Source organism: Bacteroides finegoldii DSM 17565, assembly GCF_000156195.1.
In the GTDB taxonomy this organism is placed as follows: Bacteria; Bacteroidota; Bacteroidia; order Bacteroidales; family Bacteroidaceae; genus Bacteroides; species Bacteroides finegoldii.
The window spans coordinates 18,893-42,608 of sequence record NZ_GG688337.1 but is presented as its reverse complement, the minus strand read 5'-3'; the positions used below and the strand labels follow the sequence as shown (position 1 = coordinate 42,608).

Annotated in this window: 26 protein-coding genes and 1 pseudogene; 12 read left to right on the top strand and 15 right to left on the bottom strand. The window is 42.4% G+C overall.

The features are described 5' to 3' along the window. Nucleotides 1-57 precede the first annotated feature (57 nt). From rsgA to BACFIN_RS01280, 5 genes are all read right to left on the bottom strand, one after another. A complete protein-coding gene (gene rsgA, locus BACFIN_RS01260; RefSeq protein WP_007757892.1) occupies nt 58-990 on the bottom strand; it encodes a ribosome small subunit-dependent GTPase A in 933 nt (310 codons plus the stop codon). 91 nt (nt 991-1,081) lie between these two features. Continuing rightward, nucleotides 1,082-1,642, bottom strand: coding sequence for a ribosome recycling factor (gene frr / locus BACFIN_RS01265; RefSeq protein WP_007757891.1), 561 nt, complete (start codon nt 1,640-1,642; stop codon nt 1,082-1,084). A 51-nt stretch (nt 1,643-1,693) separates the two neighbouring features. Next, nucleotides 1,694-2,605, bottom strand: a complete 912-nt coding sequence (locus tag BACFIN_RS01270) for a DMT family transporter (protein ID WP_007757890.1) — start codon at nt 2,603-2,605, stop codon at nt 1,694-1,696. A gap of 263 nt (nt 2,606-2,868) precedes the next feature. Then, entirely contained in the window at nt 2,869-3,579 is a 711-nt protein-coding gene (gene pyrH, locus BACFIN_RS01275) for a UMP kinase (RefSeq protein ID WP_007757889.1), read from the bottom strand. Nucleotides 3,580-3,636: 57 nt separating this feature from the next. Then, nucleotides 3,637-4,962 carry an MATE family efflux transporter gene (locus BACFIN_RS01280; RefSeq protein WP_007757888.1) on the bottom strand — a complete coding sequence of 442 codons (1,326 nt, stop codon included), beginning with the start codon at nt 4,960-4,962 and terminating at the stop codon, nt 3,637-3,639. A 112-nt stretch (nt 4,963-5,074) separates the two neighbouring features. On the opposite strand from BACFIN_RS01280, the gene BACFIN_RS01285 reads away from it, so the two are divergent. Continuing rightward, a complete protein-coding gene (locus BACFIN_RS01285; RefSeq protein WP_007757886.1) occupies nt 5,075-5,758 on the top strand; it encodes a tetratricopeptide repeat protein in 684 nt (227 codons plus the stop codon). 32 nt (nt 5,759-5,790) lie between these two features. Here BACFIN_RS01285 and BACFIN_RS01290 read toward each other — a convergent pair whose 3' ends face one another. From BACFIN_RS01290 to BACFIN_RS01305, 4 genes are read right to left on the bottom strand one after another with little or no spacing between them, the layout of a single operon-like run. Next, nucleotides 5,791-6,843, bottom strand: a complete 1,053-nt coding sequence (locus tag BACFIN_RS01290) for a zinc-dependent metalloproteinase lipoprotein (protein WP_007757884.1) — start codon at nt 6,841-6,843, stop codon at nt 5,791-5,793. A gap of 13 nt (nt 6,844-6,856) precedes the next feature. After that, nucleotides 6,857-7,615, bottom strand: coding sequence for a biotin--[acetyl-CoA-carboxylase] ligase (locus BACFIN_RS01295; protein ID WP_007757882.1), 759 nt, complete (start codon nt 7,613-7,615; stop codon nt 6,857-6,859). Further along, nucleotides 7,599-7,955 (bottom strand): MmcQ/YjbR family DNA-binding protein, encoded by a 357-nt coding sequence (locus tag BACFIN_RS01300; protein WP_007757881.1) that lies wholly within the window; start codon nt 7,953-7,955, stop codon nt 7,599-7,601. Before BACFIN_RS01300 ends, BACFIN_RS01295 begins: the two co-directional genes overlap by 17 nt. A gap of 45 nt (nt 7,956-8,000) precedes the next feature. After that, a complete protein-coding gene (locus BACFIN_RS01305) occupies nt 8,001-8,366 on the bottom strand; it encodes a YraN family protein (RefSeq protein WP_007757879.1) in 366 nt (121 codons plus the stop codon). Between the two features lie 67 nt (nt 8,367-8,433). Here BACFIN_RS01305 and BACFIN_RS01310 point away from each other — a divergent pair, with 67 nt between their 5' ends. Together BACFIN_RS01310 and BACFIN_RS01315 are read left to right on the top strand one after the other, a co-directional pair. After that, complete coding sequence (locus tag BACFIN_RS01310) at nt 8,434-8,667, top strand: hypothetical protein (RefSeq protein WP_004299215.1); 234 nt, start codon at nt 8,434-8,436, stop codon at nt 8,665-8,667. A gap of 41 nt (nt 8,668-8,708) precedes the next feature. Further along, nucleotides 8,709-9,146, top strand: a complete 438-nt coding sequence (locus BACFIN_RS01315; RefSeq protein ID WP_007757878.1) for a nucleoside deaminase — start codon at nt 8,709-8,711, stop codon at nt 9,144-9,146. Between the two features lie 47 nt (nt 9,147-9,193). On the opposite strand, the gene BACFIN_RS01320 is transcribed toward BACFIN_RS01315, so the two are convergent. From BACFIN_RS01320 to BACFIN_RS01330, 3 genes are all read right to left on the bottom strand, one after another. Continuing rightward, nucleotides 9,194-9,493, bottom strand: a complete 300-nt coding sequence (locus BACFIN_RS01320; RefSeq protein WP_007757877.1) for a DUF4834 family protein — start codon at nt 9,491-9,493, stop codon at nt 9,194-9,196. A gap of 67 nt (nt 9,494-9,560) precedes the next feature. After that, nucleotides 9,561-10,268, bottom strand: a complete 708-nt coding sequence (pssA, locus tag BACFIN_RS01325; RefSeq protein WP_007757875.1) for a CDP-diacylglycerol--serine O-phosphatidyltransferase — start codon at nt 10,266-10,268, stop codon at nt 9,561-9,563. 10 nt (nt 10,269-10,278) lie between these two features. Further along, nucleotides 10,279-10,965, bottom strand: a complete 687-nt coding sequence (locus tag BACFIN_RS01330; RefSeq protein ID WP_007757873.1) for a phosphatidylserine decarboxylase family protein — start codon at nt 10,963-10,965, stop codon at nt 10,279-10,281. A gap of 161 nt (nt 10,966-11,126) precedes the next feature. Here BACFIN_RS01330 and dnaE point away from each other — a divergent pair, with 161 nt between their 5' ends. The 3 genes and pseudogenes from dnaE (at nt 11,127) to BACFIN_RS0220270 (ending at nt 15,688) form a co-directional block, all read left to right on the top strand. After that, nucleotides 11,127-14,933: a DNA polymerase III subunit alpha gene (dnaE, locus tag BACFIN_RS01335; protein ID WP_007757871.1), complete on the top strand. Its 3,807-nt coding sequence runs from the start codon at nt 11,127-11,129 to the stop codon at nt 14,931-14,933. A gap of 65 nt (nt 14,934-14,998) precedes the next feature. After that, complete coding sequence (gene trxA / locus BACFIN_RS01340; protein ID WP_007757870.1) at nt 14,999-15,313, top strand: thioredoxin; 315 nt, start codon at nt 14,999-15,001, stop codon at nt 15,311-15,313. 40 nt (nt 15,314-15,353) lie between these two features. After that, nucleotides 15,354-15,688: pseudogene (locus BACFIN_RS0220270) on the top strand (hypothetical protein). Nucleotides 15,689-16,121: 433 nt separating this feature from the next. Here BACFIN_RS0220270 and BACFIN_RS01350 read toward each other — a convergent pair. Then, the gene (locus BACFIN_RS01350) at nt 16,122-16,847 is read right to left on the bottom strand and encodes an RDD family protein (RefSeq protein WP_007757867.1); all 726 of its coding nucleotides are present in this window, start codon (nt 16,845-16,847) and stop codon (nt 16,122-16,124) included. Between the two features lie 101 nt (nt 16,848-16,948). Here BACFIN_RS01350 and BACFIN_RS01355 point away from each other — a divergent pair, with 101 nt between their 5' ends. From BACFIN_RS01355 to BACFIN_RS01380, 6 genes are read left to right on the top strand one after another with little or no spacing between them, the layout of a single operon-like run. After that, entirely contained in the window at nt 16,949-17,911 is a 963-nt protein-coding gene (locus tag BACFIN_RS01355) for a stage II sporulation protein M (RefSeq protein WP_007757866.1), read from the top strand. After that, nucleotides 17,892-18,830 (top strand): hypothetical protein, encoded by a 939-nt coding sequence (locus tag BACFIN_RS01360; protein WP_007757865.1) that lies wholly within the window; start codon nt 17,892-17,894, stop codon nt 18,828-18,830. Before BACFIN_RS01355 ends, BACFIN_RS01360 begins: the two co-directional genes overlap by 20 nt. A gap of 17 nt (nt 18,831-18,847) precedes the next feature. Then, entirely contained in the window at nt 18,848-19,465 is a 618-nt protein-coding gene (locus BACFIN_RS01365; protein ID WP_007757864.1) for a DUF4129 domain-containing protein, read from the top strand. Further along, a complete protein-coding gene (locus BACFIN_RS01370) occupies nt 19,462-20,736 on the top strand; it encodes a DUF4350 domain-containing protein (protein WP_007757863.1) in 1,275 nt (424 codons plus the stop codon). The genes BACFIN_RS01365 and BACFIN_RS01370 overlap by 4 nt, the downstream gene beginning before the upstream one ends. An 11-nt stretch (nt 20,737-20,747) precedes the next feature. Continuing rightward, entirely contained in the window at nt 20,748-21,722 is a 975-nt protein-coding gene (locus tag BACFIN_RS01375; protein WP_007757862.1) for an AAA family ATPase, read from the top strand. Then, the gene (locus BACFIN_RS01380; RefSeq protein WP_007757861.1) at nt 21,723-23,033 is read left to right on the top strand and encodes a DUF58 domain-containing protein; all 1,311 of its coding nucleotides are present in this window, start codon (nt 21,723-21,725) and stop codon (nt 23,031-23,033) included. Nucleotides 23,034-23,077: 44 nt separating this feature from the next. On the opposite strand, the gene BACFIN_RS01385 is transcribed toward BACFIN_RS01380, so the two are convergent. Both BACFIN_RS01385 and tsaE read right to left on the bottom strand, forming a co-directional pair. Next, on the bottom strand, nt 23,078-23,305 hold the full coding sequence (locus BACFIN_RS01385) for an immunity 17 family protein (protein WP_007757860.1): 228 nt from the start codon (nt 23,303-23,305) through the stop codon (nt 23,078-23,080). After that, entirely contained in the window at nt 23,302-23,715 is a 414-nt protein-coding gene (gene tsaE / locus BACFIN_RS01390; RefSeq protein ID WP_007757859.1) for a tRNA (adenosine(37)-N6)-threonylcarbamoyltransferase complex ATPase subunit type 1 TsaE, read from the bottom strand. The genes BACFIN_RS01385 and tsaE overlap by 4 nt, the downstream gene beginning before the upstream one ends. Between the last annotated feature and the right edge of the window lies 1 nt (nt 23,716).

Genomic DNA, 23,716 nt, shown 5'->3' with positions numbered 1-23,716 from the left:
TTGTTTATGTAGCTAATAAAGCTATTGTATGTTTTTCAGTTTATTATTCTCTTTGATCTAGTAAGCTGCCCTGTATTTTCCTTCCTCTTTATCTTCCAGCATATTTAGGTAGGAAGTATAGCGTGATTCGCTGATTAAATGTTCCTCTACCGCTTTGCGCACAGCACATCCCGGTTCGTGACGGTGTGTGCAGTTGCCGTATTTACATTCTGCGGAGACTTTGAATATTTCGGGAAAGTAATGTCCGATTTCTTCTTCTTCCATATCGAATGTACCGAATCCTTTGATACCGGGAGTATCGATGATATATCCGTCTCCGTCCACAGGGAACATTTCGGAGAAAGTGGTAGTATGCATTCCTTTGTTGTGATATGAAGAGATTTCACCCGTTTTTGTTTCTATTCCCGGCAGTATGGCATTGATAAGGGTGGATTTTCCTACTCCCGAATGTCCGGAGAACAGTGTAATCTTACCTTCCAGTGCCTTTCTGATTGCTTCTACTCCATGACCGTTTTTGGCGGAAACTTTGAAGCAGGGATAACCGATATGTGTGTATAGATTGATTAGTGCGTCCAAATATCGGAACTCATCTTCATCGTAGGCATCTATTTTGTTAAATACCAAATTGACAGGAACCCGATAGGCTTCTGCAGATGCGAGAAAACGGTCAATAAAGATTGTTGAAGTTTCGGGATAATTGACAGTAACCACCAACATACATTGATCGAGGTTGGCGGCAAGGATGTGAGATTGTTTGGAAAGATTGGAAGAACGACGGATAATGTAGTTTTTTCTATCTTCTATTTCGTTGATAAAGGCAGTGCCTTCTTGGTTAAGGATAATCTGGACACGGTCGCCTACCGCTACCGGGTTGGTACTTCGGATTCCTTTGAGTCGGAAATTACCTTTGATTTTACATTCGATAAACTGTCCGTCATCACTCTTTACCTGATACCAGCTACCTGTGTTTTTGATTACTAATCCTTTCATAAGTTGAGAATTGAGAGTTGAGAATTGAGAGCTGAACGCGTTGTTGGTATACTACATAGTAACTTTCAACTCTCAACTCTCCATGCTCAACTTATACAGTCATAATTTCTTTATCTTTTTCAGCAAGCATATCATCAATTTGTTTGATATACTTATCGTGGATCTTTTGCAGTTTCGCTTCCGCATTCTTTTGCTCATCCTCTGCCAATCCGTCTTTTACAGCTTTCTTAAGTGCATCGATACCGTCTCGGCGGGCGTTGCGTACGCTGACTTTTGCAGTTTCGCCTTCGCCTTTACACTGTTTTGCCAATTGCTTACGACGTTCTTCCGTCAGAGGGGGAATACCGATACGGATCACTTCGCCGTTATTTTCAGGCATGATACCGAGGTCGGAGTCGATAATCGCTTTTTCGATGACACGGAACATACTCTTATCCCACGGTTTGATGGTGATACTACGTGCATCGGGAGTAGTTACGGCTGCTACATTGCTGATAGGAACCATACTTCCGTAAGAGTCTACACGGATACCGTCCAACAGTCGGGTACTCGCTTTTCCGGCGCGGATATGTGCCAGTGCTTCTTCCAGATACATAACAGCCATATCCATTTTTTCTTGTGCATTGTCAAGGCAAGTCTTTACGTCTACCATATTTTTTGATAATTAAAGTTGCTATTTGATTGATTAAGTAGCAAAAGTATATTATTTTTTGTTCATCTGCAACAGCATCCCCATCTTTTTTATGAGTGATTTGCCGATGATAATCAAGGTCACGGCGGTGATAATCATTAAAATACCAACCATTAAGCGAGGAGTTAGTTTCTCATGGAACAGCATAACACCGAAAAATAAGGCTGTCACAGGTTCCAAAGCACCTAGAATGGCGGTTGGTGTAGAGCCTATATAATGGATAGCTAAGGCGGTGCAGACCAATGAAATGGCGGTTGGCAGAATAGCCAAAGCCAATGTATCTGCCCATAACCAGGTGGATGGTATAACCTGCAGCTCCATACAGAAGTTCAGACGGACGATGTAAACCGATAGTCCGAACAGGATGGCGTAAAATGTAAGTTTGGTGGTTGGCAGGTTTTTCAATGTTGAGCGGTTCACACCTACTATGTATATAGCATATGAAAGTGAAGACAGCAGTACGAAGATGATCCCCAACGTGGATAGCGGTTTATCACCATCTCCTTGATAGAGCAAAGCAATACCCGAAAGTGCCAGCAGAATAGAGAAAACTGTAATTGCGGATATTTTTTCCTTGAAGAACACCCCCATAATAACAGCTACCATTACCGGATAAACAAACAGGATGGTTGAAGCGATTCCGGCATCCATGTAATTATAGCTCATAAACAGGAGCAACGATGAGAAAGAGAACAGCAATCCCATAATGACTAAGGGCAAGACGTCTGCCTTGTGAAGCACAAAGGATTGACGCTGCATTTTCATCAGAATACCCAGCACGATTGCGGCAAAGAAATAACGGTAGAATAAAACGGTATCGACACTCATTCCGGCTGCATAGAGCGGAAGTGCAAAAAGAGGATTCATACCGTAGCTGGCAGCGGCAATGGCTCCATAGATAAAACCTTTGGTCTTGTTATTCATTGTTCTTAGTCCTTTTTTTATGGCGTGCAAAAGTACGCAGTTCGTCAATGATAAACAAGCGTTTAGGCGGTTGATAGTATAATTTAATCTTTCGTATGCTAAAAACTATTTCTAAGTAAAGAGGGAACTAATCTTGTTTATGCATAAAATTAATCGTCTGACAATAGTTAAACTTGCGTCTGACTACTGTTGAACTTTCGTCTGACAGTAGTCAGACGAAAAAGAATCAACTGTCAGACGATTAATTTTATTCGATCGGGAGATTAGTTGTGTACTAATGTACCTATTTCTTCTCCGCTGATTACCTTCTTTAAGTTGCCTACCGTATCCATATCAAATACAACGATAGGCAAATTATTTTCCTTGCACATACAAGTAGCAGTTAAATCCATAACTTTCAGACCACGTTTCAGAACTTCATCATAAGTGATGTCGTCAAACTTGGTTGCGGTAGGATCTTTTTCGGGATCAGCTGTATAGATACCGTCTACACGAGTCCCTTTCAGCATAACGTCTGCTTCGATTTCAATTCCTCTCAGTGAAGAACCGGTATCTGTGGTGAAGAAGGGATTTCCCGTTCCTGCGGACATGATAACCACTTCACCGTTTTCCATACATTCGATGGCTTTCCATTTGCTGTAAAATTCACCGATAGGTTCCATCCGTACTGCTGTCAATACACGGGCTTTCACCTCGGTGGCAACAAGTGCCGAACTGAGGGCAAGACTGTTGATGACAGTAGCCAACATTCCCATTTGATCGCCTTTCACACGGTCGAAACCTTTACTAGCTCCGCTTAGGCCACGAAAAATATTTCCGCCTCCGATGACAATGCCGATTTGTATCCCTTGTTCGTGGATTTCTTTGATTTGTTCCGCATATTCTGCCAATCTTTTTTCGTCAATGCCGTATTGCTTTTCGCCCATCAGGCTCTCTCCGCTTAATTTTAGTAGAATTCTTTTATACTTTGCCATATCTTTTACTTTTAATGTTTTCCGCAAATATAGAGATAATTTATCGGATACTCCTCATCAGGGAACGATTACTTTTCGCATGATTTGTCTCCCTAAAAAAGTTTGCACGATTCCTCTTAGTGAAAGATAAACAAGGAAAGCCAACCATAAGGCATGATTTCCCAACAAGGAATGGAATCCGTAATATATTCCGAAAAAGCTGGCGGAAGCTACCAACATGGAGTAAAGCATTTGGCGGGTGGCGGTAGCGCCGATAAAGATACCATCCCAAAGAAAGGCGGAAAAACCGGCTAATGGAATGATAAGTGCCCAATAAAAGTAGGAGTCGGAAGCGGCGATTACTGAAATATCATTGGTTAACAGGCCTAGAAAGCTTTTCCCGCCAACTGAATATAAGAGGGTGAATAGAAACGAAAGGCCCAATCCCCAATAAAAGAGATGATGTACGGTACTGCGGAGGCCTGTTTGATTTTTTGCGCCGATATAACGTCCAGCCAACGCCTCACCGGCATAAGCAAAGCCATCCATGACATAGGAGAATAAGGTGAATAATTGCATAAGCAAAGTGTTGACGGCTAAAACGACTTCTCCTTGTGCTGCTCCGGCAGAGGTGAAAAACATAGTGACCATGACAAGACAGAGTGTACGGAAGAATATGTCGCGGTTAACTTGAAAGAAGCGATACATGGCTTGTCTTTGTATTATTTCTTTCCAGACGATTCGTTTGTGGAGCGTATGGTAGTAATGCATATAGAGCCAAAGAGCCATGAAGAAGCCTGCATATTGGGCAATAAGAGTTCCTGCGGCTACGCCTGCCACTTTCATATCCAATAGGTAAACAAAACATAGGCTGGCAACAATATTAACTATATTCTGGGTAATGGCGATATACATCGGAAAACGTGAGTTCTGCATACCGATGAACCAGCCTGCAAATCCATAAAGCCCTAAGGTGGCGGGAGCTCCCCAAATACAGATGTAGAAGTAAGTGGTTGCCAGTTGTTCTACCTCCGATGTGGTCTTTATAAATGTAAATGCCAAGTGCAGAATGGGATACTGAAGCAGCAGCAGACAGAAAGCGATGAGTAATCCTACTCCGACGGAACGTAGCAATAGTCGGGTGATTTCGTTAAGGTCGTGCTGTCCGTAAGCTTGTGAAGTCATTCCACTGGTCCCCATGCGAAGGAATCCGAAAATCCAGTAGATGATATTGAACAGCATTCCTCCTACGGCGATGGCCCCGATATAGGCCGGAGAACCGAGATGGCCTACAATGGTGACATCGATGAGTCCCAATAATGGAACGGTGATATTCGATATGATTGATGGGATGGCAATCTGTAATATTCGTCTGTTTTCAGTGACCTGTTTTTTATCTGTCATTGTATAAAAACACTTTTATCAAATTGATTGTTCTTTTCGTCCGCAAAGGTACATCTTTTATTTTTTTTATTGTATCTTTGTGTGTCACGAACTAAATAACAAAAGTGGGATTATGAGAGCCTTAACTATCTTCTTTTTATCATTGTTTTCATTGCCACTGGTGCTGAATGCGCAGTCGGTCGATGAAATGTTGCAGAAAGTGTCTGCTGCCATTGAATCAGGGCAGCATGGACAGGCTGTGAGCTATTTCCGCCAAACAATCGGTTTGGATATAGACCGTACCGAGATGTTCTATTGGACGAGCATTGATAAGAGTAGTGATATTAGTTCAAAATTAGCTGTAGAACTGGCTTCTGCTTATAGGAAGAATCGGAATTATGACAAGGCTTATCTGTTTTACAAGGAATTGCTTCAAAAGACTCCTGATAATGTAGATTATCTGGAGGCATGTGCTGAGATACAAGTGTGCCGTGGGCAGGAAAAGGAGGCTCTGCGTATGTATGAAAAGGTTTTGCAGTTGGATGCGGATAATCTGGCTGCTAATATATTCTTAGGTAATTACTATTATCTGATGGCTGAAAAGGAGAAGAAACGGTTGGATACTGATTTTAAAAAACTTGCATCGCCTACTAAGATGCAATATGCGCGTTATCGGGATGGATTATCAAAAGTCTTTTCGACCGGTTATCAGAAGGCCCGGAATTCGTTGAGAAAAGTTATTTCACAATTTCCGTCAACAGAGGCTCAAAAGACATTGGATAAGATATTGAGAATAGAAAAAGAGGTGAATCGCTGAAAATGGTTCACCTCTTTTTCTATAATACAGTTTTATTTGATTGTTCGCATGGGAAATTCTTGTGGTGCCGATGTCTTTGTTATACTTCTGGTAACCTTTTTTCCTGGAATCAACGGACTGTGTGCCAGCACATACCGGATTCTATTTTTTTGTTCATTGGTAAAGCGATTAACGTATGAGTATTCATAGTCCATGATGTTGTTTGGGGTAGATTGGGTATTATCCATACAGTTTTTCCTTTCCATAAGATATGGTAAATCATTGAATGTGATCTTGATTCCATTTTTAGGGATATAGTTGTCTAAAAAATCTTTATATTCATCTCTGTTGTAAGGAGGGGTATCTGTACAATAGTCAGTGTCCTCACATAGATTGGTAATTATATTTCCTGCCGAGTCTTTCGTTTCATTGAAAGTATGATATAAACCTAGATAGTGTCCAAATTCATGGGCAAGGGTGGCAATAACATCTGAAGGATTATAGATTTGTCCTTCTATATTGGCTTTCCCGTTAATATATAATTTGTTGATAGATATACAGTGAGGATATGTCAGAGTGGAGTGTGTTGGTAAGAAATTAAGTTGATTTAGTCCTTCTAATTTGTCCGGCTTGACTGTATATGGAAGGTAAGAGATTCCTAATATATTTTTGTTTGTGAACCGATATAACATAATATTGATGTATTGGTCGGTATCCCATAGATATTGAATATTAGACTTGTCATCCATAAAATTGTCACAGTCCAATTCTGCGTTGTTTACTTTTATACGCTCTATTCCAGCCTCAGAAAGTACTTTTCCCTCATTGTTGTGGGTAGCAAGGATGAATTTCAAATGAATATCTACACTTTTGTTATTCGAATTGTCATAATACTTATTGCAAGCATCAATAATTTCTTTTATTCTTTTAGTTGTCACAGTTTGGTCTGAATCGCTCCCATCGTAAAAGATGTGGAAGATTACAGGAAGTTGATAAGACTCTTCTTGGTTATCAGTATCGCTTTCTTTAATAGATGGGGTAGGACTGTTTTCTGAGTCTTCACAACTAATTATGAAAAATAACAAAGCAAATAATGTAGTTCTCATATATAAAAGATTTTTATCTCAATAAATATTCCACTTCCTTAAACATATAAGCCCTTCGGACCTGTTTTTCGTCTTCTAAGATTAACCTACCTTCCGGCTCAACACAAATAATTCGTGCCAGAAATTCACCGTCAATATCTTTATATCGGTGCATTCCTTCTTTTCTGAAAAGTGATTTTTCATATTGGTTGGTTATCTGTGTTATATCTCCTTTTTGAAGTTTGGCATAATAAGACTGAACACGGATCATGATATTCTTTAATATCTTAAAGACATCATGGCGTTTTCCAGTGATTTGATATAGTGAAACAGGATTGGGAGCCGGACTGTAGAATTCTTCCTGGTTAATATTGATTCCGATTCCTGCAATGCTTTGACAGATGTTCCGTCCCATCAAATCGTTTTCGATTAATATTCCACAAATCTTTTTCTCTTTCCAATAAATATCGTTCGGCCATTTGATAGAAATGTCCTCAGTATAAGTACTTAACTCTTCCTTAATAGCCAAAGATATAATCTGCGAAATAAGAAACTGGCAGCGCGCTTCCCAAAAAACAGGGAAAAGCACAAAACTAAAAAGGAGGTTCTTGAGCGGTTCTGATTCCCAAGAATTCCCACGTTGCCCTCGTCCGGATGTTTGAAAGTCGGCAACTACGGTCGTCAACTCCCCTACTTTTTGCCGGGCACAAAGAGTTTGCAGGTAGTTATTGGTCGAATTCGTTTCACTGATATGAATCAATGGAACGGGGAATATTTCAGGGGAGGGCGTCATATTTTGCACGTAGTTTTTGGGGGAACTTCTTGAGGACTTCATCATAGGAATGGTCGATCAATTGTTTTATCAGTTTATCATCTAGGTCGCGGTCAAGGAATACTTGGTTCCAGTATTTCTTGTTAAAATGCCAAGCACCTTCCACGCCATTGTAATGGTCCCGCAATTCGATGGCGTAGTCTGGATCACATTTCATCGTAATCCTGTCAGGCGTATTGAAACTAATACATAAAAACATTTTTCCCATGACTCTGATTGTCAGGAAATCATCACCGAAAGGCATATCTTCCGTAGCGGCTTTTTTGCTGAGGCTGTATTCTCTGGCTGTTTCAACATTCATAATTAATCAATTTATAATAATTTTGTATCTTCTATGTCTTGAATTTTAAAATAAAGGAGGATAAAACGCCTCTTTGATATGCTCGATCTTGAAGTTTCCGTCTTCGCCCACTACCGTAATGATATCGAATCGTACAGGTACATCGATTTGAAATAGTCTCATATAGGTATCCGTAGCGCGTACGGTACGTTTTATTTTAGGGATGTCAACAGCGTCCTCCGGTTCGGCAAATTGAGTATTGCTGCGGGTCTTTACCTCCACTACAATTAATTCCTGCTTTTGGGTAGCCACAATATCCAGTTCAAAATGTCCTTTTCTCCAGTTCCGGTCACGAATAATGTAACCTTGTTGCTCCAGATAGGTTACTGCGGCATTTTCTCCGGCTTTTCCTAATTCATTATGTTTAGCCATCTTTTTTTGCAAATTTACTGCTTTTATTCTTTGTATTTACAGAAGTAAAAGTAATTTTGCAGAAGATATGAGAAAAAGAAGTAAAAAGTGCCTGAAAATGCACGTCGAGTGTACGAAACGTGAACGACGTATGAGCATTTTGTTGAGCGACGAAGAACAGCTGATTGTTGATCGTTATCTTGAGAAATACAAGATAACCAATAAGTCACGCTGGCTTCGTGAAACGATTCTCATGTTTATCCATAAGAATATGGAAGAAGATTATCCCACCCTTTTTGGTGAGCACGATATGAGACGATAGGGGATAATCTTAAAAAAATGTAGATTAAAAACTAGAGGGGGATGCTGGACGATACTTACTTTATGAAACAGGCTTTGATAGAAGCCGGTAAAGCTGCCGAACGGGGTGAAGTGCCTGTAGGGGCGGTCGTTGTTTGTAAAGAACGGATTATTGCACGTGCCCACAATCTCACAGAAACATTGAATGACGTAACGGCTCATGCCGAGATGCAGGCCATTACTGCTGCCGCCAATGTCCTTGGTGGTAAGTATCTGAATGAATGTACATTGTATGTCACGGTTGAACCTTGCGTGATGTGTGCGGGAGCCATTGCCTGGGCACAAACGGGTAAACTCGTATTCGGTGCCGAAGATGAAAAACGTGGCTATCAGAAATATGCCGTTTCGGCGCTGCATCCCAAAACAGTGGTTGTCAAAGGACTGCTGGCAGACGAATGTGCCGCCCTTATGAAAAACTTCTTTGCGGCAAAACGTAGATAGCGATTGATGGAGTGGTGATTAATAACCGAGCTGTGTAGAGTTTATCGTTATTCTTTAATTTCCTCGAAGTCTACATATTCTCCTTCATCCTGGGTGAATATCTTTTTATGCTTTTTTCTTGGAACGTCGTCGGAGAATATTTCCTCTTCATGATCCGTCGGACGATGTGTTCCCTGACTGTAGCTTTGCTGGTCCGCGCTACGTCCGGATTCGTTTTGTCTCGGTCGTGATGAAGACGAAAAACGGTGGCCTATTCCGAAGATGGCTTTGAGTATGAGTCCGACAACTGAAAGACCAAATACGATAATGGTGATGATAAAGAGAAGTATAAATAAAAGTATATGCATTGGGCTATGATTTTTATATTGTAACTCTGATAAAACTCATAGTACAACAAACGTGCCAAGAGATTGTTTATTTACTTTTTCTTGTAAAAAGTGAAAGTAAAATATACCATACAACGATGGCTGCAAAGCTGCTGATTCCAAGAAATACAAGGAAAGGAATGCATACAATCAAAAATGTAAAACTGATTTTGTTGTCATTCCATGACAGATTCTTGAATTTCAAAGAGAACATGGGGATTTCTGCTACCAATAACCATGAAAACAGACAAACAACTATAAAAAGATAGACAGGATGACAGCTTTCGGAAATCAGTATGTCATGTGCGCCTGCTACTAAAGAAGCCCAAAACAGAGCATTGGCAGGAACAGGAAGACCGATGAAAGAAGTGGTCTGCCGGGTATCGTTATTGAACTTTGCCAGCCGCAAAGCAGAGAATACAGAGATTAAGAATGCAGCGTACGGCAGGTAAGGAGCGATAAATTCCATGCTTGCCGGATAGTACATCTCTTTGAACAGAGAGAATACAATCGCTGAGGGAGCAAAACCGAAGCTGACATCATCCGCCAATGAATCCAAATCTTTTCCAATGATGGAGTGTGCATTAAGCGCACGTGCCAACATTCCGTCGAAAAAATCGAATACGGAGCTTAGAATAATGAATAGTAATGCTAGTTCATAACGGGCTTCAAAAGCCATGACACAAGCAATACAACCGGAGAAAAGGTTCAGGCAGGTTACGGTATTCGGAATATTTTTTTTAATAACGTTCGTCATTGTGACAGGATTATTTGAGTTTGGCGATAACTGTTTGGTTACCGGTTGTTAATTGTCCCATAGTGACACAGACTTCCGTGCCGATGGGTAAATATACGTCCACGCGGGAACCGAACTTGATGAATCCCATATGTTCGTCAATATAACATTCTTCGCCTACCTCTGCATAGGTGACGATACGGCGTGCCACAGCTCCGGCGATTTGGCGGGTAAGCACTTCCACTCCTTCCGGAGTTTCGATTACCACCGTAGAACGCTCGTTCTCCGTACTGGCTTTCGGCAGCCAGGCTTTCATGAAGTTTCCATTGTGATGTGCCACCTTTTTAATAGTACCGTCCACCGGATACCAATTGGCATGTACGTTGACAATACTCATAAAGATGGAGATCATTAATCTCCGGTCATGAAAATACTCGTTTTCATCAACCTCTTCGATAACAACGATTTTTCCGTCGGCAGGTGCTACGACTATTTTTTCAGTGTCCTGTCCGAAGAGACGGATCGGACAACGAAAGAAATTCACCATCAACAGATAAACTGTTATACTTGCTACTGCTACCACATAGAATGGTATCTTACAATCGATTCCCCAATAAAGAGCGACATTAATCAATAGTAGTAGCAAGAAGCTAGCCCATAATATATGTGTTCCTTCGCGGTGAATACGTATTTTCTTTAATTTCTTTAGTCGGCCCATGAATGCTGTTTAATGATATTGCCTGCAAAAATATACTTAATTTAAAAAATCAGCAAGTAATTAGGCATAGAAATGTGAATGTTGATAACTTTTTGAGGATTATTTTTGTTTATCTCTCGGGAGATAGTAATTTTATGCCTTCAAATTAACTACTTATCATTATGCAGGATTTCGTTCATTTACATGTCCATACCCAATATTCTCTTTTGGACGGTCAGGCTAGCGTGGCTCGTCTGGTCGACAAAGCGATGAAGAATGGAATGAAGGGTATTGCCGTGACCGATCATGGAAATATGTTCGGTATTAAAGAATTTACGAACTACGTTAATAAAAAGAATAGCGGTCCCAAAGGAGAGGTCAAAGACCTGAAAAAACGAATTGCGGGTATAGAAGCCGGAACCATAGAGTGTGAGGACAAAGAAGCTGAGATTGCCGATTGTAAAGCCAAAATTGTAGAAGCGGAAAGCAAACTGTTCAAACCCATCATCGGTTGTGAGATGTATGTGGCACGCCGTACAATGGATTTAAGAGAAGGTAAACTCGACCAGAGCGGTTACCACCTGATTGTATTGGCTAAAAATGAAAAGGGATACCATAACCTTATTAAATTAGTATCGCACGCATGGACGCGCGGATACTATATGCGTCCGCGTACCGACCGCAGCGAATTGGAAAAGTATCATGAAGGTCTGATTGTCTGTTCGGCTTGCCTCGGTGGAGAGATACCGAAACGGATTACCAATGATCAGTTTGCGGAAGCGGAGGAAGCCATACAGTGGTATAAGAACTTATTCGGAGATGACTTTTATCTAGAGATGCAACGCCATAAAGCGACCGTTCCCCGTGCCAATCACGAGTGTTATCCAATGCAGGTAAAAGTGAATAAATACCTGATGGAGTATGCCCAAAAGTACAACATAAAATTGATTTGTACGAACGACGTTCATTTTGTGGACGAGGAAAATGCGGAAGCGCACGACCGTCTGATCTGTTTGAGTACCGGCAAGGATTTGGATGACCCTACCCGTATGCTTTATACCAAACAAGAGTGGATGAAAACACGTGAAGAGATGAATGAACTCTTTGCGGACGTACCCGAAGCTTTGAGCAATACATTGGAAATTCTCGATAAAGTAGAATATTATTCCATCGATCATGCCCCTATTATGCCTACTTTCGCTATTCCTGAGGACTTTGGAACAGAAGAAGAATACAGAGCGAAATTTACGGAGAAAGACTTGTTCGATGAGTTTACGCAAGATGAGCATGGCAATGTGGTGTTGAGTGAAGAGGATGCGAAGGCTAAAATAAAACGTCTGGGTGGTTATGATAAACTCTATCGTATCAAGCTCGAAGGAGACTATCTGGCTAAGTTGGCTTTCGATGGTGCGAAACGGATATATGGCGAGCCTTTGTCGGAAGAAGTGAAGGAACGCATGAATTTTGAGCTATATATCATGAAGACTATGGGTTTCCCCGGATACTTCTTGATTGTGCAAGACTTTATCAATGCTGCCCGCAAGGAGTTGGGTGTATCCGTAGGTCCGGGACGTGGATCGGCGGCCGGTTCGGCTGTGGCGTACTGTCTGGGAATTACGAAAATCGACCCTATCCAATATGATTTGCTGTTTGAACGTTTTCTGAATCCGGACCGTATCTCTTTGCCTGATATTGATGTGGACTTTGATGATGACGGTCGTGGTGAGGTACTTCGCTGGGTGACGAATAAATATGGTCAGGAAAAGGTGGCGCACATCATTACCTATGGTACGATGGCTACAAAGTTGGCTATCAAGGACGTTGCCCGTGTGCAGAAACTTCCTCTTTCGGAATCCGACCGCTTGGCTAAACTGGTGCCGGATAAAATTCCGGATAAGAAACTGAACTTGCCGAATGCGATTGCATACGTGCCCGAATTACAAGCTGCCGAAGCTTCATCGGATCCGTTGGTGCGCGATACGCTGAAATATGCCAAAATGCTTGAAGGTAATGTACGTGGTACGGGTGTGCATGCTTGCGGTACGATTATCTGCCGTGATGATATTACCGATTGGGTGCCTGTCAGCACTGCCGATGATAAAGAAACGGGTGAGAAAATGCTTGTCACCCAGTATGAAGGTTCGGTGATTGAAGATACCGGACTGATTAAGATGGACTTTCTTGGCTTGAAGACATTGTCTATCATTAAAGAAGCCGTTGAAAATATCCGTCTGAGCCGTGCCATTGAAGTGGATGTGGATCAGATTGATATTAACGATCCGGCTACTTATAAATTATACAGTGACGGTCGTACGATCGGTACATTCCAGTTTGAATCTGCCGGTATGCAGAAGTATTTGCGTGAGTTGCAGCCTTCTACATTCGAAGATTTGATTGCCATGAACGCTCTCTACCGTCCGGGACCGATGGATTATATCCCCGATTTTATCGATCGTAAACATGGACGTAAGCCGATTGAGTATGATATTCCGGTAATGGAAAAGTACTTGAAGGATACATACGGGATTACGGTTTATCAGGAACAGGTGATGCTTTTGTCACGTTTGTTGGCGGACTTTACACGCGGTGAGTCTGATGCTCTTCGTAAGGCAATGGGTAAGAAGCTGCGTGACAAGCTGGATCACATGAAGCCTAAATTTATCGAGGGTGGACGTAAGAACGGACACGACCCGAAAGTTCTCGAAAAGATTTGGACGGACTGGGAAAAGTTTGCGTCGTATGCTTTTAACAAGTCTCATGCTACTTGTTATTCATGGGTGGCTTATCAGACTGCCTATCTGAAAGCGAATTATCCTTCCGAATATATGGCGGCTGTAATGAGCCGAAGTTTGTCGAACATTACGGATATCACGAAGCTGATGGATGAATGTAAGGCGATGGGTATTCAGACCTTGGGACCGGATGTCAATGAGAGTAACTTGAAGTTTACTGTAAATCGTGACGGTAATATCCGTTTCGGGCTTGGAGCCGTAAAAGGAGTAGGCGAGGCTGCCGTGCAGAGTATCATGGAGGAACGTGAAAAGAACGGTCCTTTTACCGGAATTTTCGACTTTGTGCAACGTGTCAATCTGAATGCCTGCAATAAGAAGAACATGGAATGCCTCGCGTTGGCCGGTGGCTTTGACAGTTTTCCGGAACTGAAACGTGAACAGTACTTTGCTGTCAACTCTAAAGGAGAAGTTTTCCTGGAAACTTTGATGCGTTATGGCAACCGTTATCAGGCTGATAAAGCTGCTGCAGTCAATTCTCTGTTTGGTGGCGAAAACGTAATTGATGTGGCAACTCCTGAGATTCCTCAGGGAGTAGAGCGTTGGAGTGATCTCGACCGTTTGAACCGTGAGCGTGATTTGGTTGGTATCTACCTTTCAGCTCATCCGTTGGATGAATTCTCCATTGTATTGGAACACGTCTGCAACACACGTATGGCAGATTTGGAAGATAAAGCAGCCCTTGCTGGTCGCGAAATAACGATGGGAGGTATTGTGACCAGTGTCCGTCGTGGAATCAGCAAGAACGGAAATCCTTATGGTATCGCCAAGATAGAAGATTATTCCGGCTCTACCGAGATTCCATTCTGGGGAAATGACTGGGTGACTTATCAAGGATACCTCAATGAGGGTACTTTTTTGTTTATCAAAGCTCGTTGTCAACCCAAGCAATGGCGGCAGGATGAACTGGAAGTGAAGATTACTTCTATGGAACTGCTGCCGGATGTAAAAGAAGAGTTGGTGCAGAAGATAACCATTATTATCCCGTTGTCCGTGTTGAACTCCGCTTTAATCACAGAACTTGCAACATTGACAAAAGAACATCCGGGAAATACGGAACTCTATTTTAGGGTGACGGATGATATTGATGTAAACCGTATGGCGGTCGACTTAATTTCCCGTCCGGTCAAGCTTTCGGTGGGCCGTGAATTAATTACCTATTTAAAAGACCGTCCGGAATTGGGGTTCCGTATAAATTGATTATATTTGTGGCGGTAATAGCAAGTGAAATACTATTTAATAATTAATACTTAATATTTAAAAAAATGGCTTTAGAAATTACAGACAGCAACTATAAGGAGATCCTTGCAGAAGGAAAACCGGTTGTGGTAGATTTTTGGGCTCCTTGGTGTGGCCCTTGCAAAATGGTAGCTCCTATTATTGAAGAATTGGCGGCAGAGTTTGAAGGACAGGTAATCATCGGCAAGTGTGATGTGGATGAAAATAGCGATTTGCCTGCTGAATATGGTATCCGTAATATCCCTACCGTATTGTTTTTCAAGAATGGTGAGATTGTAGACAAGCAAGTAGGCGCTGTCAGCAAACCTGTATTTGTAGAGAAAGTAAAGAAGCTGTTATAAGCAGTCTACTTAATATCTATCACTTAATACTTAAATGATCATGGGACTGGAAGAAGATTTTTATTAGCAGATGCCGATGACGAAAAGACCATCGAGTTTATCAAAAACTATCTGCCTCAAGAACTGAAGGAGAAATTCTCGGATGACGAGTTGTATTATTTCCTCGATTTGATTGACGAGTATTACTCTGAAAGTGGAATCCTTGATGCTCAGCCCGATGCGGATGGATATGTTGATATTGATCTGGAAGAGGTTGTGGCTTACATTGTGAAAGAAGCCAAAAAGGATGAAATGGGAGAATACGATCCGGAAGAAGTTCTCTTTGTGGTTCAAGGAGAAATGGAATACGGAAATTCTCTGGGACAGGTGGACTAAACGGTGTCCGGTCTCACAGTGAGATAAACCCCTCTTTTAATTGTCACTTGTCACTTTTCTGGCTTAATCTATTGATAGCCAGGTGAAATTTGGTGACAATAGCGGGTGATAATAGAAGAAAACGTATTTTCTATTATCACCTTAATTATTACTGAACAACTGGTCATTCTGCTGATTATCAGCCTTTAAGTGTATTGTCCGATTCCCGGTTTCTGTGTCTTAAGAATGCCCTTTTCGACCATAAGGTTGAGCTCACGCAGTGCTTTTCCTTTCAATAACCCGTTATTTGACTGTATTCTCTGCGGGTGATGAAGAAGTTTTTCTTCAAAAAGGTATCCAATCGTGCGAAACGTGTCTCTTCTAAGTATACGAACAAAGGAACTGTATATCTGGTTGTTAAGCTGTAAATATGTAGGGCCATCGGACAAACTTCCTATATTTCTTCTAACGCATAATATTGATAATCTCTTAATACCGTCTGGAGAAATTTTTCCTGATTACCATCCTGCGGAGTGATGGAAAGAAGTGACTGTACCTTTTTGGCAAGCGCTGAGATGCGCCGTATGCGGTCTTTTTCTCCGGACTCTAGTGTACGGGTAATCACATTTACCTGTTCCAATGATAAGTCGGCGGATTGAGGGTAGACCGGACGGTAATTCTTCATCAGATAGTCGAATTCGTCAAGACTGACGTGTATTTTGCGATAGTTCTTTTCTTTAATCACCATTGTTCCGGCAGCGAGATCACCTAGACGCTGATTATTCTTGGTCAGTAGGATGACAAAGATGCCTAAACCGCTTGTCAATGGTCCGTCAACTATGAAAAGGAGCCACCGTAGCAGGTAAGAACCAATGCTGGGAGTAGAACCGTCCAACTTTACCACACGGATATTCATCAATCTTTTTCCGAAACTCTGTCCGTGATTGAACATTTCGCAGAGAAAGGAGTAGCCGAGTATGGGCAGATAAACGATAAACAGAAAAAAGAACAGGTTGAATCCCGATGGCAAGTGTAACTTTGCAATAAGGGTAATTGTAGAATATAGATAAAGCCCGATCAGAAAATAATCAATGATCAAAGCGATCAGACGTTCACCGATACTGGCGGGTGTTTGGCTGATACGAACAAACTGTCCGGTTATTATCGTGGATTCTGCCATTTATGGTTAAACATTTTTAGGATTCCGTTGCAAATATATTATAAATCTCTTACTTTTGCTTCCGGTTTCGGACAAAACTTATCCGGAATTTACTGAAAAGCATGAAAGAGGTTACGTTTATTCGTCGGAACATTGAAAAATGGAAAGAGACAGAGAAGATTGTGGAGCAGGCTGTCGGCTTGTCTCCCGACCGACTTGCGGATGCGTATACAGACCTGACTGCTGACCTGGCATTCGCCCAGACACATTTCCCGACTTCCCGCATCACTATTTATCTGAATAATCTGGCTTCGGCGTTGCATAATGAAATCTATCGGAATAAACGCGAGAAGTGGACACGGATTATCACCTTTTGGACGCAGGAAGTGCCGCAAACAATGTATGATGCACATCGCGAGTTACTGGTTTCTTTTATTATTTTCGTTGCCAGCGCACTGATTGGAGTATTGTCTGCTGCAAACGATCCGGATTTCGTCCGCTTGATTCTAGGAAACGGCTATGTGGACATGACATTGGACAATATAGCCAATGGTGAGCCGATGGCGGTTTATAACGGTTCGGATGAAGTTCCGATGTTTCTGGGGATTACGCTCAACAATGTTATGGTATCTTTCAACTGTTTTGCAATGGGACTGCTGACCAGTTTCGGTACAGGCTATATGCTTCTCTCCAATGGGATTATGATAGGAGCCTTTCAGACTTTCTTTTATCAGCACGGTTTGCTTTGGGAGTCTACTCTTGCCGTCTGGCTGCATGGTACGCTCGAAATCTGGGCAATTATTGTGGCAGGTGCCGCCGGGCTGGCTTTAGGTAACGGATGGCTGTTTCCCGGGACTTATTCGAGGATTGAATCCTTCCGTCGGGGAGCAAAGCGCGGGCTGAAAATAGTTATAGGCACTGTCCCCGTATTTATAATGGCAGGATTTATAGAAGGGTTTATAACCCGTCATACGGAACTTCCGGATATGTTGAGGCTTGGCGTAATTCTCACTTCACTGGCATTTATTATTTTCTACTATATTTATTTACCAAATAAGAAAAAACATGGAATCACAGAAACCTAAGATTGCGATGTATGTGAAACGTCCTTTCGGTGAGAAGCTGAATGCTTCTTTTGATTTTATAAAGGAAAATTGGAAGCAGTTGCTGAAGTATGCAACGTATCTGATACTTCCGGTCTGTTTGCTTCAAGCGGCAAATTTTAGCGGGTTGATGGGCGGTATGACGGATCTTACCGCTATGCAGGCGGCAGGTGGAATGGGAGATGATCCGTTATCCGTTTTCGGACCTTCGTTCGCATTCAATTATGCAGGACTTGTCTTTTTTTCATTTTTGGGAGCCTTGCTGTTGACCTCTTTAATTTATGCCATGATCCGGTTATACATTGAACGGGAAGAACGTCTGAATGGAATTCTCTTTAACGATATAAAACCGTTATTACTTCGTAATATCAAAAGATTATTCATTATAGGGGTGTTCTGTAGCTTTTTGCTTCTGCTTGCCGTTATCATTATAGTGCTGTTGGCAGTGTTGACTCCATTTACGTTACTGCTCACTCTTCCGTTATTGTTTGCATTTGCCATACCTCTTGCCTTGATGGCTCCGATTTATTTGTTTGAGGAGATTTCGTTAATGGAGGCATTCAGGAAGACCTTCCGGTTGGGATTTGCCACTTGGGGAGGGGTTTTTCTGATTCTTATTGTGATGGGACTTATTGCTAGCGTGTTGCAGGGAATCGTTTCCATACCGTGGTATATAATCTATATCGTGAAAATGGTATTTACCATGAGTGACGGTGGTGAAGCAGGGGCTTCTGTCGGACTGAACTTTGCACAATATCTGTTCTCTGTCCTGATGTTGTATGGCTCTTACTTGTCAGCCATGTTTACGGTTGTCGGTCTGGTCTATCAGTACGGTCACGCATCTGAGGTGGTGGACAGCATAACGGTGGAAAGTGATATAGATAATTTTGATAAACTCTAACATCAGACACAGGAGAAATGAATCTGACCTCCCCGACTGATACGTTGGTCTGTGATACGACGCAGCTTGCCCGATGGCAATCTGATCCGGCGTATAACTATAACCGTGAGTTGATTGCTCCGGAGATTAATCTCTTCGAATGGATCAATAAACAGTTTGGGGAATTTCTGCGTGAAATATTCGGCAGCCGTTTTGCTGATGAGTATTCGGAACTTATTCTGGTTTGTATCGCTGTCTTTATCCTGCTTTTGGTTAGTTGGTTTGTCTATAAGAAACGTCCCGAACTGTTCATGCGCTCCGGTAAGAGAACATTGCCTTATGCGGTGGAAGAAGATACGATTTACGGAGTCGACTTTCCGGAAGGGATTAACGAGGCTCTTTCTCAAAGGAACTATCGGGAGGCTGTACGGTTGCTTTATTTGCAGACATTGAAGCGGTTGAGTGATGCGGCCCGTATCGAATGGCAACCTTATAAGACTCCTACGCAATATCTGTATGAAGTGCGACTCTCTGCTTTCCGGCAACTGACAAACCATTTTTTGCAGGTGCGCTATGGAAATTTTGAAGCGACGGAAGAACTTTTCCGGACAATGCGGGCTTTACAGGAAGAAATAGAGAAAGGAGGCGTCTCGTGAAAGGAAGCCGTTGGTTTATTATCTTTATCGTAGTCTTTTTGTTGGTCATGTTTGCGGTAGAATATCATTTGCCGAAGAAATTTGTGTGGAAACCGACTTTCGGTCATTACGACAAACAGCCTTTCGGTTGTGAGGTGTTCGATAGCCTGTTGTTGTCCTGTTTGCCGCATGGATATGCGCTGTCGAAGAAAAGTTTCTATCAGTTGGAACAAGAGGATACGGTAGGACAGTGTAAAGGTATATTAGCTATAGCTGATGACTTGATATTGTCGAGCGTGGACGTGAAGGCTTTGCTGCGGATGGCTGATCGGGGCAATAAAATAATGTTAGTGAGTACTTTATTTGGCACAAATTTGGAAGATACGTTGGACTTCAGAACTTACTATTCTTATTTCAGTCCGATGGCTTTAAAGAAATATGCCGCTTCTCTGTTGGCAAAAGACAGTATATGCTGGGTGGGAGATTCTACAGTGTATTCACGCCGGACTTTTTATTTTTATCCTCAATTCTGCTCGTCCTACTTTTGGATGGATTCGCTCCGGAGTGAGGTCTTGGCACAAAGGGTGATTGACTCGAACGAGTTTCGCTATGAGACCGAAGCGGATTCTTTGGTGACGGATAGTCTTTCGTGTATACCTGTCGCGATGTCCTATCGGCATGGTAAAGGAGAGATTATTTTAGTTTCCACTCCTTTACTTTTTACAAACTATGGGATGTTGGATGGAGGAAATGGAGCCTATCTCTTCCGTTTGCTGTCGCACATGGGAGATCTTCCTGTTCTTCGCACGGAAGGATATACGAAAGAAACGGTGCAGGTGCAGAAGTCCCCTTTCCGCTATTTCCTTTCGCAGCCACCGCTTCGCTGGGCTTTGTATCTGACGATGATTGCCATTCTTCTCTTTATGATATTTACGGCAAAGAGGCGGCAGCGGGTTATCCCCGTCATACGTGAACCGGCAAATAGATCTCTCGAATTTACTGAACTGATAGGTACACTGTATTTTCAAAAGAAGGACCATGACGACTTGGTGCGGAAGAAGTTTACTTATTTTGCCGAAGAGTTGAGAAGGGAGATTCAGGTAGACATTGAAGAGGTGGCGGATGATGAACGCTCTTTTCACCGGATTGCCCGGAAAACGGGGATGGAGGTTGAAGAGATTGCGAAGTTTATTCGTGAAGTGCGGCCGGTGATTTACGGAGGACGCAGGATTAATGCGGAGCAAATGAAAGTGCTTATTGATAAAATGAATGAAATAATCAATCATATCTAAAGAAGAAATTTATGGAAGAGAATACAGAACAACGGTTAGATTTAACTCTTTTTTCCGAGAAGATACAGGAGTTGAAGGAGCGGATTGCGTCCATCGTTGTGGGACAGGAGCAGACTGTTGATTTGGTGTTGACGGCTATTCTGGCGAATGGACACGTATTGATAGAAGGTGTTCCGGGCGTTGCGAAGACACTATTGGCTCGTTTGACTGCCCGTCTGATTGATGCTGACTTCAGTCGTATCCAGTTTACTCCGGATTTAATGCCGAGTGATGTGCTGGGTACAACTGTGTTTAATATGAAAACCAATGGTTTTGACTTTCATCAGGGGCCGATTTTTGCAGATATCGTATTGGTAGATGAAATCAACCGTGCTCCTGCGAAGACACAGGCTGCCTTGTTTGAAGTGATGGAAGAACGCCAGGTCAGTATCGACGGGACCACTCACCGGATGGGGGAACTTTATACGATTCTGGCTACTCAGAACCCGGTGGAGCAGGAGGGGACATACAAACTTCCCGAAGCGCAGCTCGACCGTTTTCTGATGAAGATAACGATGGATTATCCTTCGCTGGAAGAGGAAGTGAATATTCTGGAACGCCACCATACGAATGCGGCATTGGTAAAACTGGAAGATGTGACCCCCGTACTTACTAAAGAAGAACTTCTTTCTCTTCGTGCCTTGATGAGCCGGGTGTTTGTAGACCGTACGCTGCTTCAATATATCGCGTTGATTGTGCAGCAGACTCGTACTAGCAAGGCAGTGTATCTAGGAGCTTCTCCACGTGCTTCCGTAGCGATGTTGCAATCTTCAAAGGCCTATGCTCTTTTGCAAGGACGGGATTTTGTGACACCGGAGGATATCAAGTTCGTTGCTCCGTATGTGCTTCAGCATCGCCTGATCCTGACTGCGGAAGCTGAAATGGAAGGTTATTCTCCGGTGAAAGTGACACAGCGTTTGATTGATAAAGTGGAAGTCCCGAAATAGATGTTTTTAACTCGTCGCTTCTATATTGCCCTGATCGTAGTTATCCTGTTGCTGGGTAGCGGATACGTTCTTGCTCCGTTCTTTGTCATCGGGCAGTGGACACTTTTTGTCTTGTTTTTGGTGGTATCGGCAGATGTGTATTCTCTTTATCGTATTCGGGGAATACAGGCTTTCCGTCAGTGTGCCGACCGCTTCTCCAATGGTGATGAGAATGAGGTAAGTATTCGTGTGGAAAGCAGCTATACGTATCCTGTTTCTTTAGAGGTTATTGATGAGATTCCTGTCGTTTTTCAGAAACGTGATGTTGACTTTCGTACGAAGTTACAGGCGAATGAAGGAAAGACGATAACTTATCGTCTGCGTCCTACCCGTCGCGGTGTTTATTCGTTTGGGTATGTCAGAGTTTTTGTGACCGGAAGGATTGGGCTGGTTTCCCGTCGTTATACCTGTGCGGAACCTTTGGATATCAAGGTGTATCCGTCTTATCTGATGCTTCATCAATATGAATTGTTGGCGATGAGCGATAATCTGACCGAGCTGGGAATAAAGCGTATTCGCAGGGTGGGACATCATACGGAGTTTGAACAAATCAAAGAGTATGTAAAGGGAGACGATTATCGTACGATTAACTGGAAAGCGAGTGCACGCAGGCATGAGCTTATGGTGAATGTATATCAGGATGAACGTTCGCAGCAGATTTACAATGTGATAGATAAAGGACGGGTGATGCAGCAGGCTTTTCGTGGGATGACTTTGTTGGATTATGCGATTAATGCTTCGCTGGTGCTTTCGTATGTTGCCATGCGGAAAGAAGACAAAGCCGGATTGGTGACCTTTGATGAACACTTCGATACTTTTGTCCCTGCTTCCAGGCAGCCGGGATATATGCAAACGTTGTTGGAGAATCTGTATAGTCAGCAGACTACTTTCGGAGAGACGGATTTCTCGGCTCTTTGTGTGCATCTGAACAAACATGTTGGTAAACGGAGCTTGTTAGTGCTCTATACCAACTTTTCGAGTATAGGCAGCATGAATCGCCAGTTGTCTTATCTGAAACAGCTGAATCACCGTCACCGTTTGCTCGTGGTCTTTTTCGAGGATGCCGATCTGAAGGAATACATTGCACAACCGGCAAAAGATACGGAAGGCTATTATCGCCATGTGATTGCAGAGAAGTTTGCTTACGAGAAACGGCTCATCGTATCTACTTTGAAGCAGCACGGGATCTATTCTTTGTTGACCACACCGGAAAATCTTTCAATTGATGTGATTAATAAATATTTGGAGATGAAAGCACGGCAACTATTGTAATATAAATCAATAATGGTCTGACTTTTCTTTATTTCTTATAAAGCTTATAATCCCATGACTTTTCGTGTTTCTACAAAAAAGAAGATAGCCATGCCTATAATGATAATCCCTAATATCCCATAGAAGAGTCGTGCCCGGTTACGTCCTACATTTCTGACAATGGTTTGCGCATTACGTGTTGTAAAGAACCAGTCCCAGTTAAGCAATGACGCCAGCAGGGAGACAGTTCCTGCCAGCGCAAAGATTCCTTGTACGATATATTGTCCGGTCATAGTTTAATCACTCTACTTCCGTCTTCCAGTTCTTCAATCGTTACTTTTACGGCGTCACCCGGCAGTAATTCTTCCACCAGTTCCGGCCATTCGATAAAGCAGAGAGCGCCACTGTAGAAATAATCTTCGTATCCCATATCGTACACTTCACTTAGTTTCTTGATACGGTAAAAATCGAAGTGATAAATTAACTCTCCGGTTTCGTCCGAACGGTATTCGTTGACAATAGCAAAAGTTGGAGAACTGATGACATCGGCTACACCCAATTCTTCGCAGAGTGCTTTTACAAATGTGGTTTTACCGGCACCCATCTTTCCGTATAAAGCAAATACAGTGTTGTCGCCCATGGCAGCGATGAATTCCTGGGCTGCTTCATGGATACTTTCCAGTGATTGAATTTTGATTTCCATA

Coding starts and splice junctions, on each gene's coding strand:
- rsgA (WP_007757892.1), bottom strand. CDS start 990: ATGAAAGGATTAGTAATCAAAAACACAGGTAGCTGGTATCAGGTAAAG.
- frr (WP_007757891.1), bottom strand. CDS start 1,642: ATGGTAGACGTAAAGACTTGCCTTGACAATGCACAAGAAAAAATGGAT.
- BACFIN_RS01270 (WP_007757890.1), bottom strand. CDS start 2,605: ATGAATAACAAGACCAAAGGTTTTATCTATGGAGCCATTGCCGCTGCC.
- pyrH (WP_007757889.1), bottom strand. CDS start 3,579: ATGGCAAAGTATAAAAGAATTCTACTAAAATTAAGCGGAGAGAGCCTG.
- BACFIN_RS01280 (WP_007757888.1), bottom strand. CDS start 4,962: ATGACAGATAAAAAACAGGTCACTGAAAACAGACGAATATTACAGATT.
- BACFIN_RS01285 (WP_007757886.1), top strand. CDS start 5,075: ATGAGAGCCTTAACTATCTTCTTTTTATCATTGTTTTCATTGCCACTG.
- BACFIN_RS01290 (WP_007757884.1), bottom strand. CDS start 6,843: ATGAGAACTACATTATTTGCTTTGTTATTTTTCATAATTAGTTGTGAA.
- BACFIN_RS01295 (WP_007757882.1), bottom strand. CDS start 7,615: ATGACGCCCTCCCCTGAAATATTCCCCGTTCCATTGATTCATATCAGT.
- BACFIN_RS01300 (WP_007757881.1), bottom strand. CDS start 7,955: ATGAATGTTGAAACAGCCAGAGAATACAGCCTCAGCAAAAAAGCCGCT.
- BACFIN_RS01305 (WP_007757879.1), bottom strand. CDS start 8,366: ATGGCTAAACATAATGAATTAGGAAAAGCCGGAGAAAATGCCGCAGTA.
- BACFIN_RS01310 (WP_004299215.1), top strand. CDS start 8,434: ATGAGAAAAAGAAGTAAAAAGTGCCTGAAAATGCACGTCGAGTGTACG.
- BACFIN_RS01315 (WP_007757878.1), top strand. CDS start 8,709: ATGCTGGACGATACTTACTTTATGAAACAGGCTTTGATAGAAGCCGGT.
- BACFIN_RS01320 (WP_007757877.1), bottom strand. CDS start 9,493: ATGCATATACTTTTATTTATACTTCTCTTTATCATCACCATTATCGTA.
- pssA (WP_007757875.1), bottom strand. CDS start 10,268: ATGACGAACGTTATTAAAAAAAATATTCCGAATACCGTAACCTGCCTG.
- BACFIN_RS01330 (WP_007757873.1), bottom strand. CDS start 10,965: ATGGGCCGACTAAAGAAATTAAAGAAAATACGTATTCACCGCGAAGGA.
- dnaE (WP_007757871.1), top strand. CDS start 11,127: ATGCAGGATTTCGTTCATTTACATGTCCATACCCAATATTCTCTTTTG.
- trxA (WP_007757870.1), top strand. CDS start 14,999: ATGGCTTTAGAAATTACAGACAGCAACTATAAGGAGATCCTTGCAGAA.
- BACFIN_RS01350 (WP_007757867.1), bottom strand. CDS start 16,847: ATGGCAGAATCCACGATAATAACCGGACAGTTTGTTCGTATCAGCCAA.
- BACFIN_RS01355 (WP_007757866.1), top strand. CDS start 16,949: ATGAAAGAGGTTACGTTTATTCGTCGGAACATTGAAAAATGGAAAGAG.
- BACFIN_RS01360 (WP_007757865.1), top strand. CDS start 17,892: ATGGAATCACAGAAACCTAAGATTGCGATGTATGTGAAACGTCCTTTC.
- BACFIN_RS01365 (WP_007757864.1), top strand. CDS start 18,848: ATGAATCTGACCTCCCCGACTGATACGTTGGTCTGTGATACGACGCAG.
- BACFIN_RS01375 (WP_007757862.1), top strand. CDS start 20,748: ATGGAAGAGAATACAGAACAACGGTTAGATTTAACTCTTTTTTCCGAG.
- BACFIN_RS01380 (WP_007757861.1), top strand. CDS start 21,723: ATGTTTTTAACTCGTCGCTTCTATATTGCCCTGATCGTAGTTATCCTG.
- BACFIN_RS01385 (WP_007757860.1), bottom strand. CDS start 23,305: ATGACCGGACAATATATCGTACAAGGAATCTTTGCGCTGGCAGGAACT.
- tsaE (WP_007757859.1), bottom strand. CDS start 23,715: ATGGAAATCAAAATTCAATCACTGGAAAGTATCCATGAAGCAGCCCAG.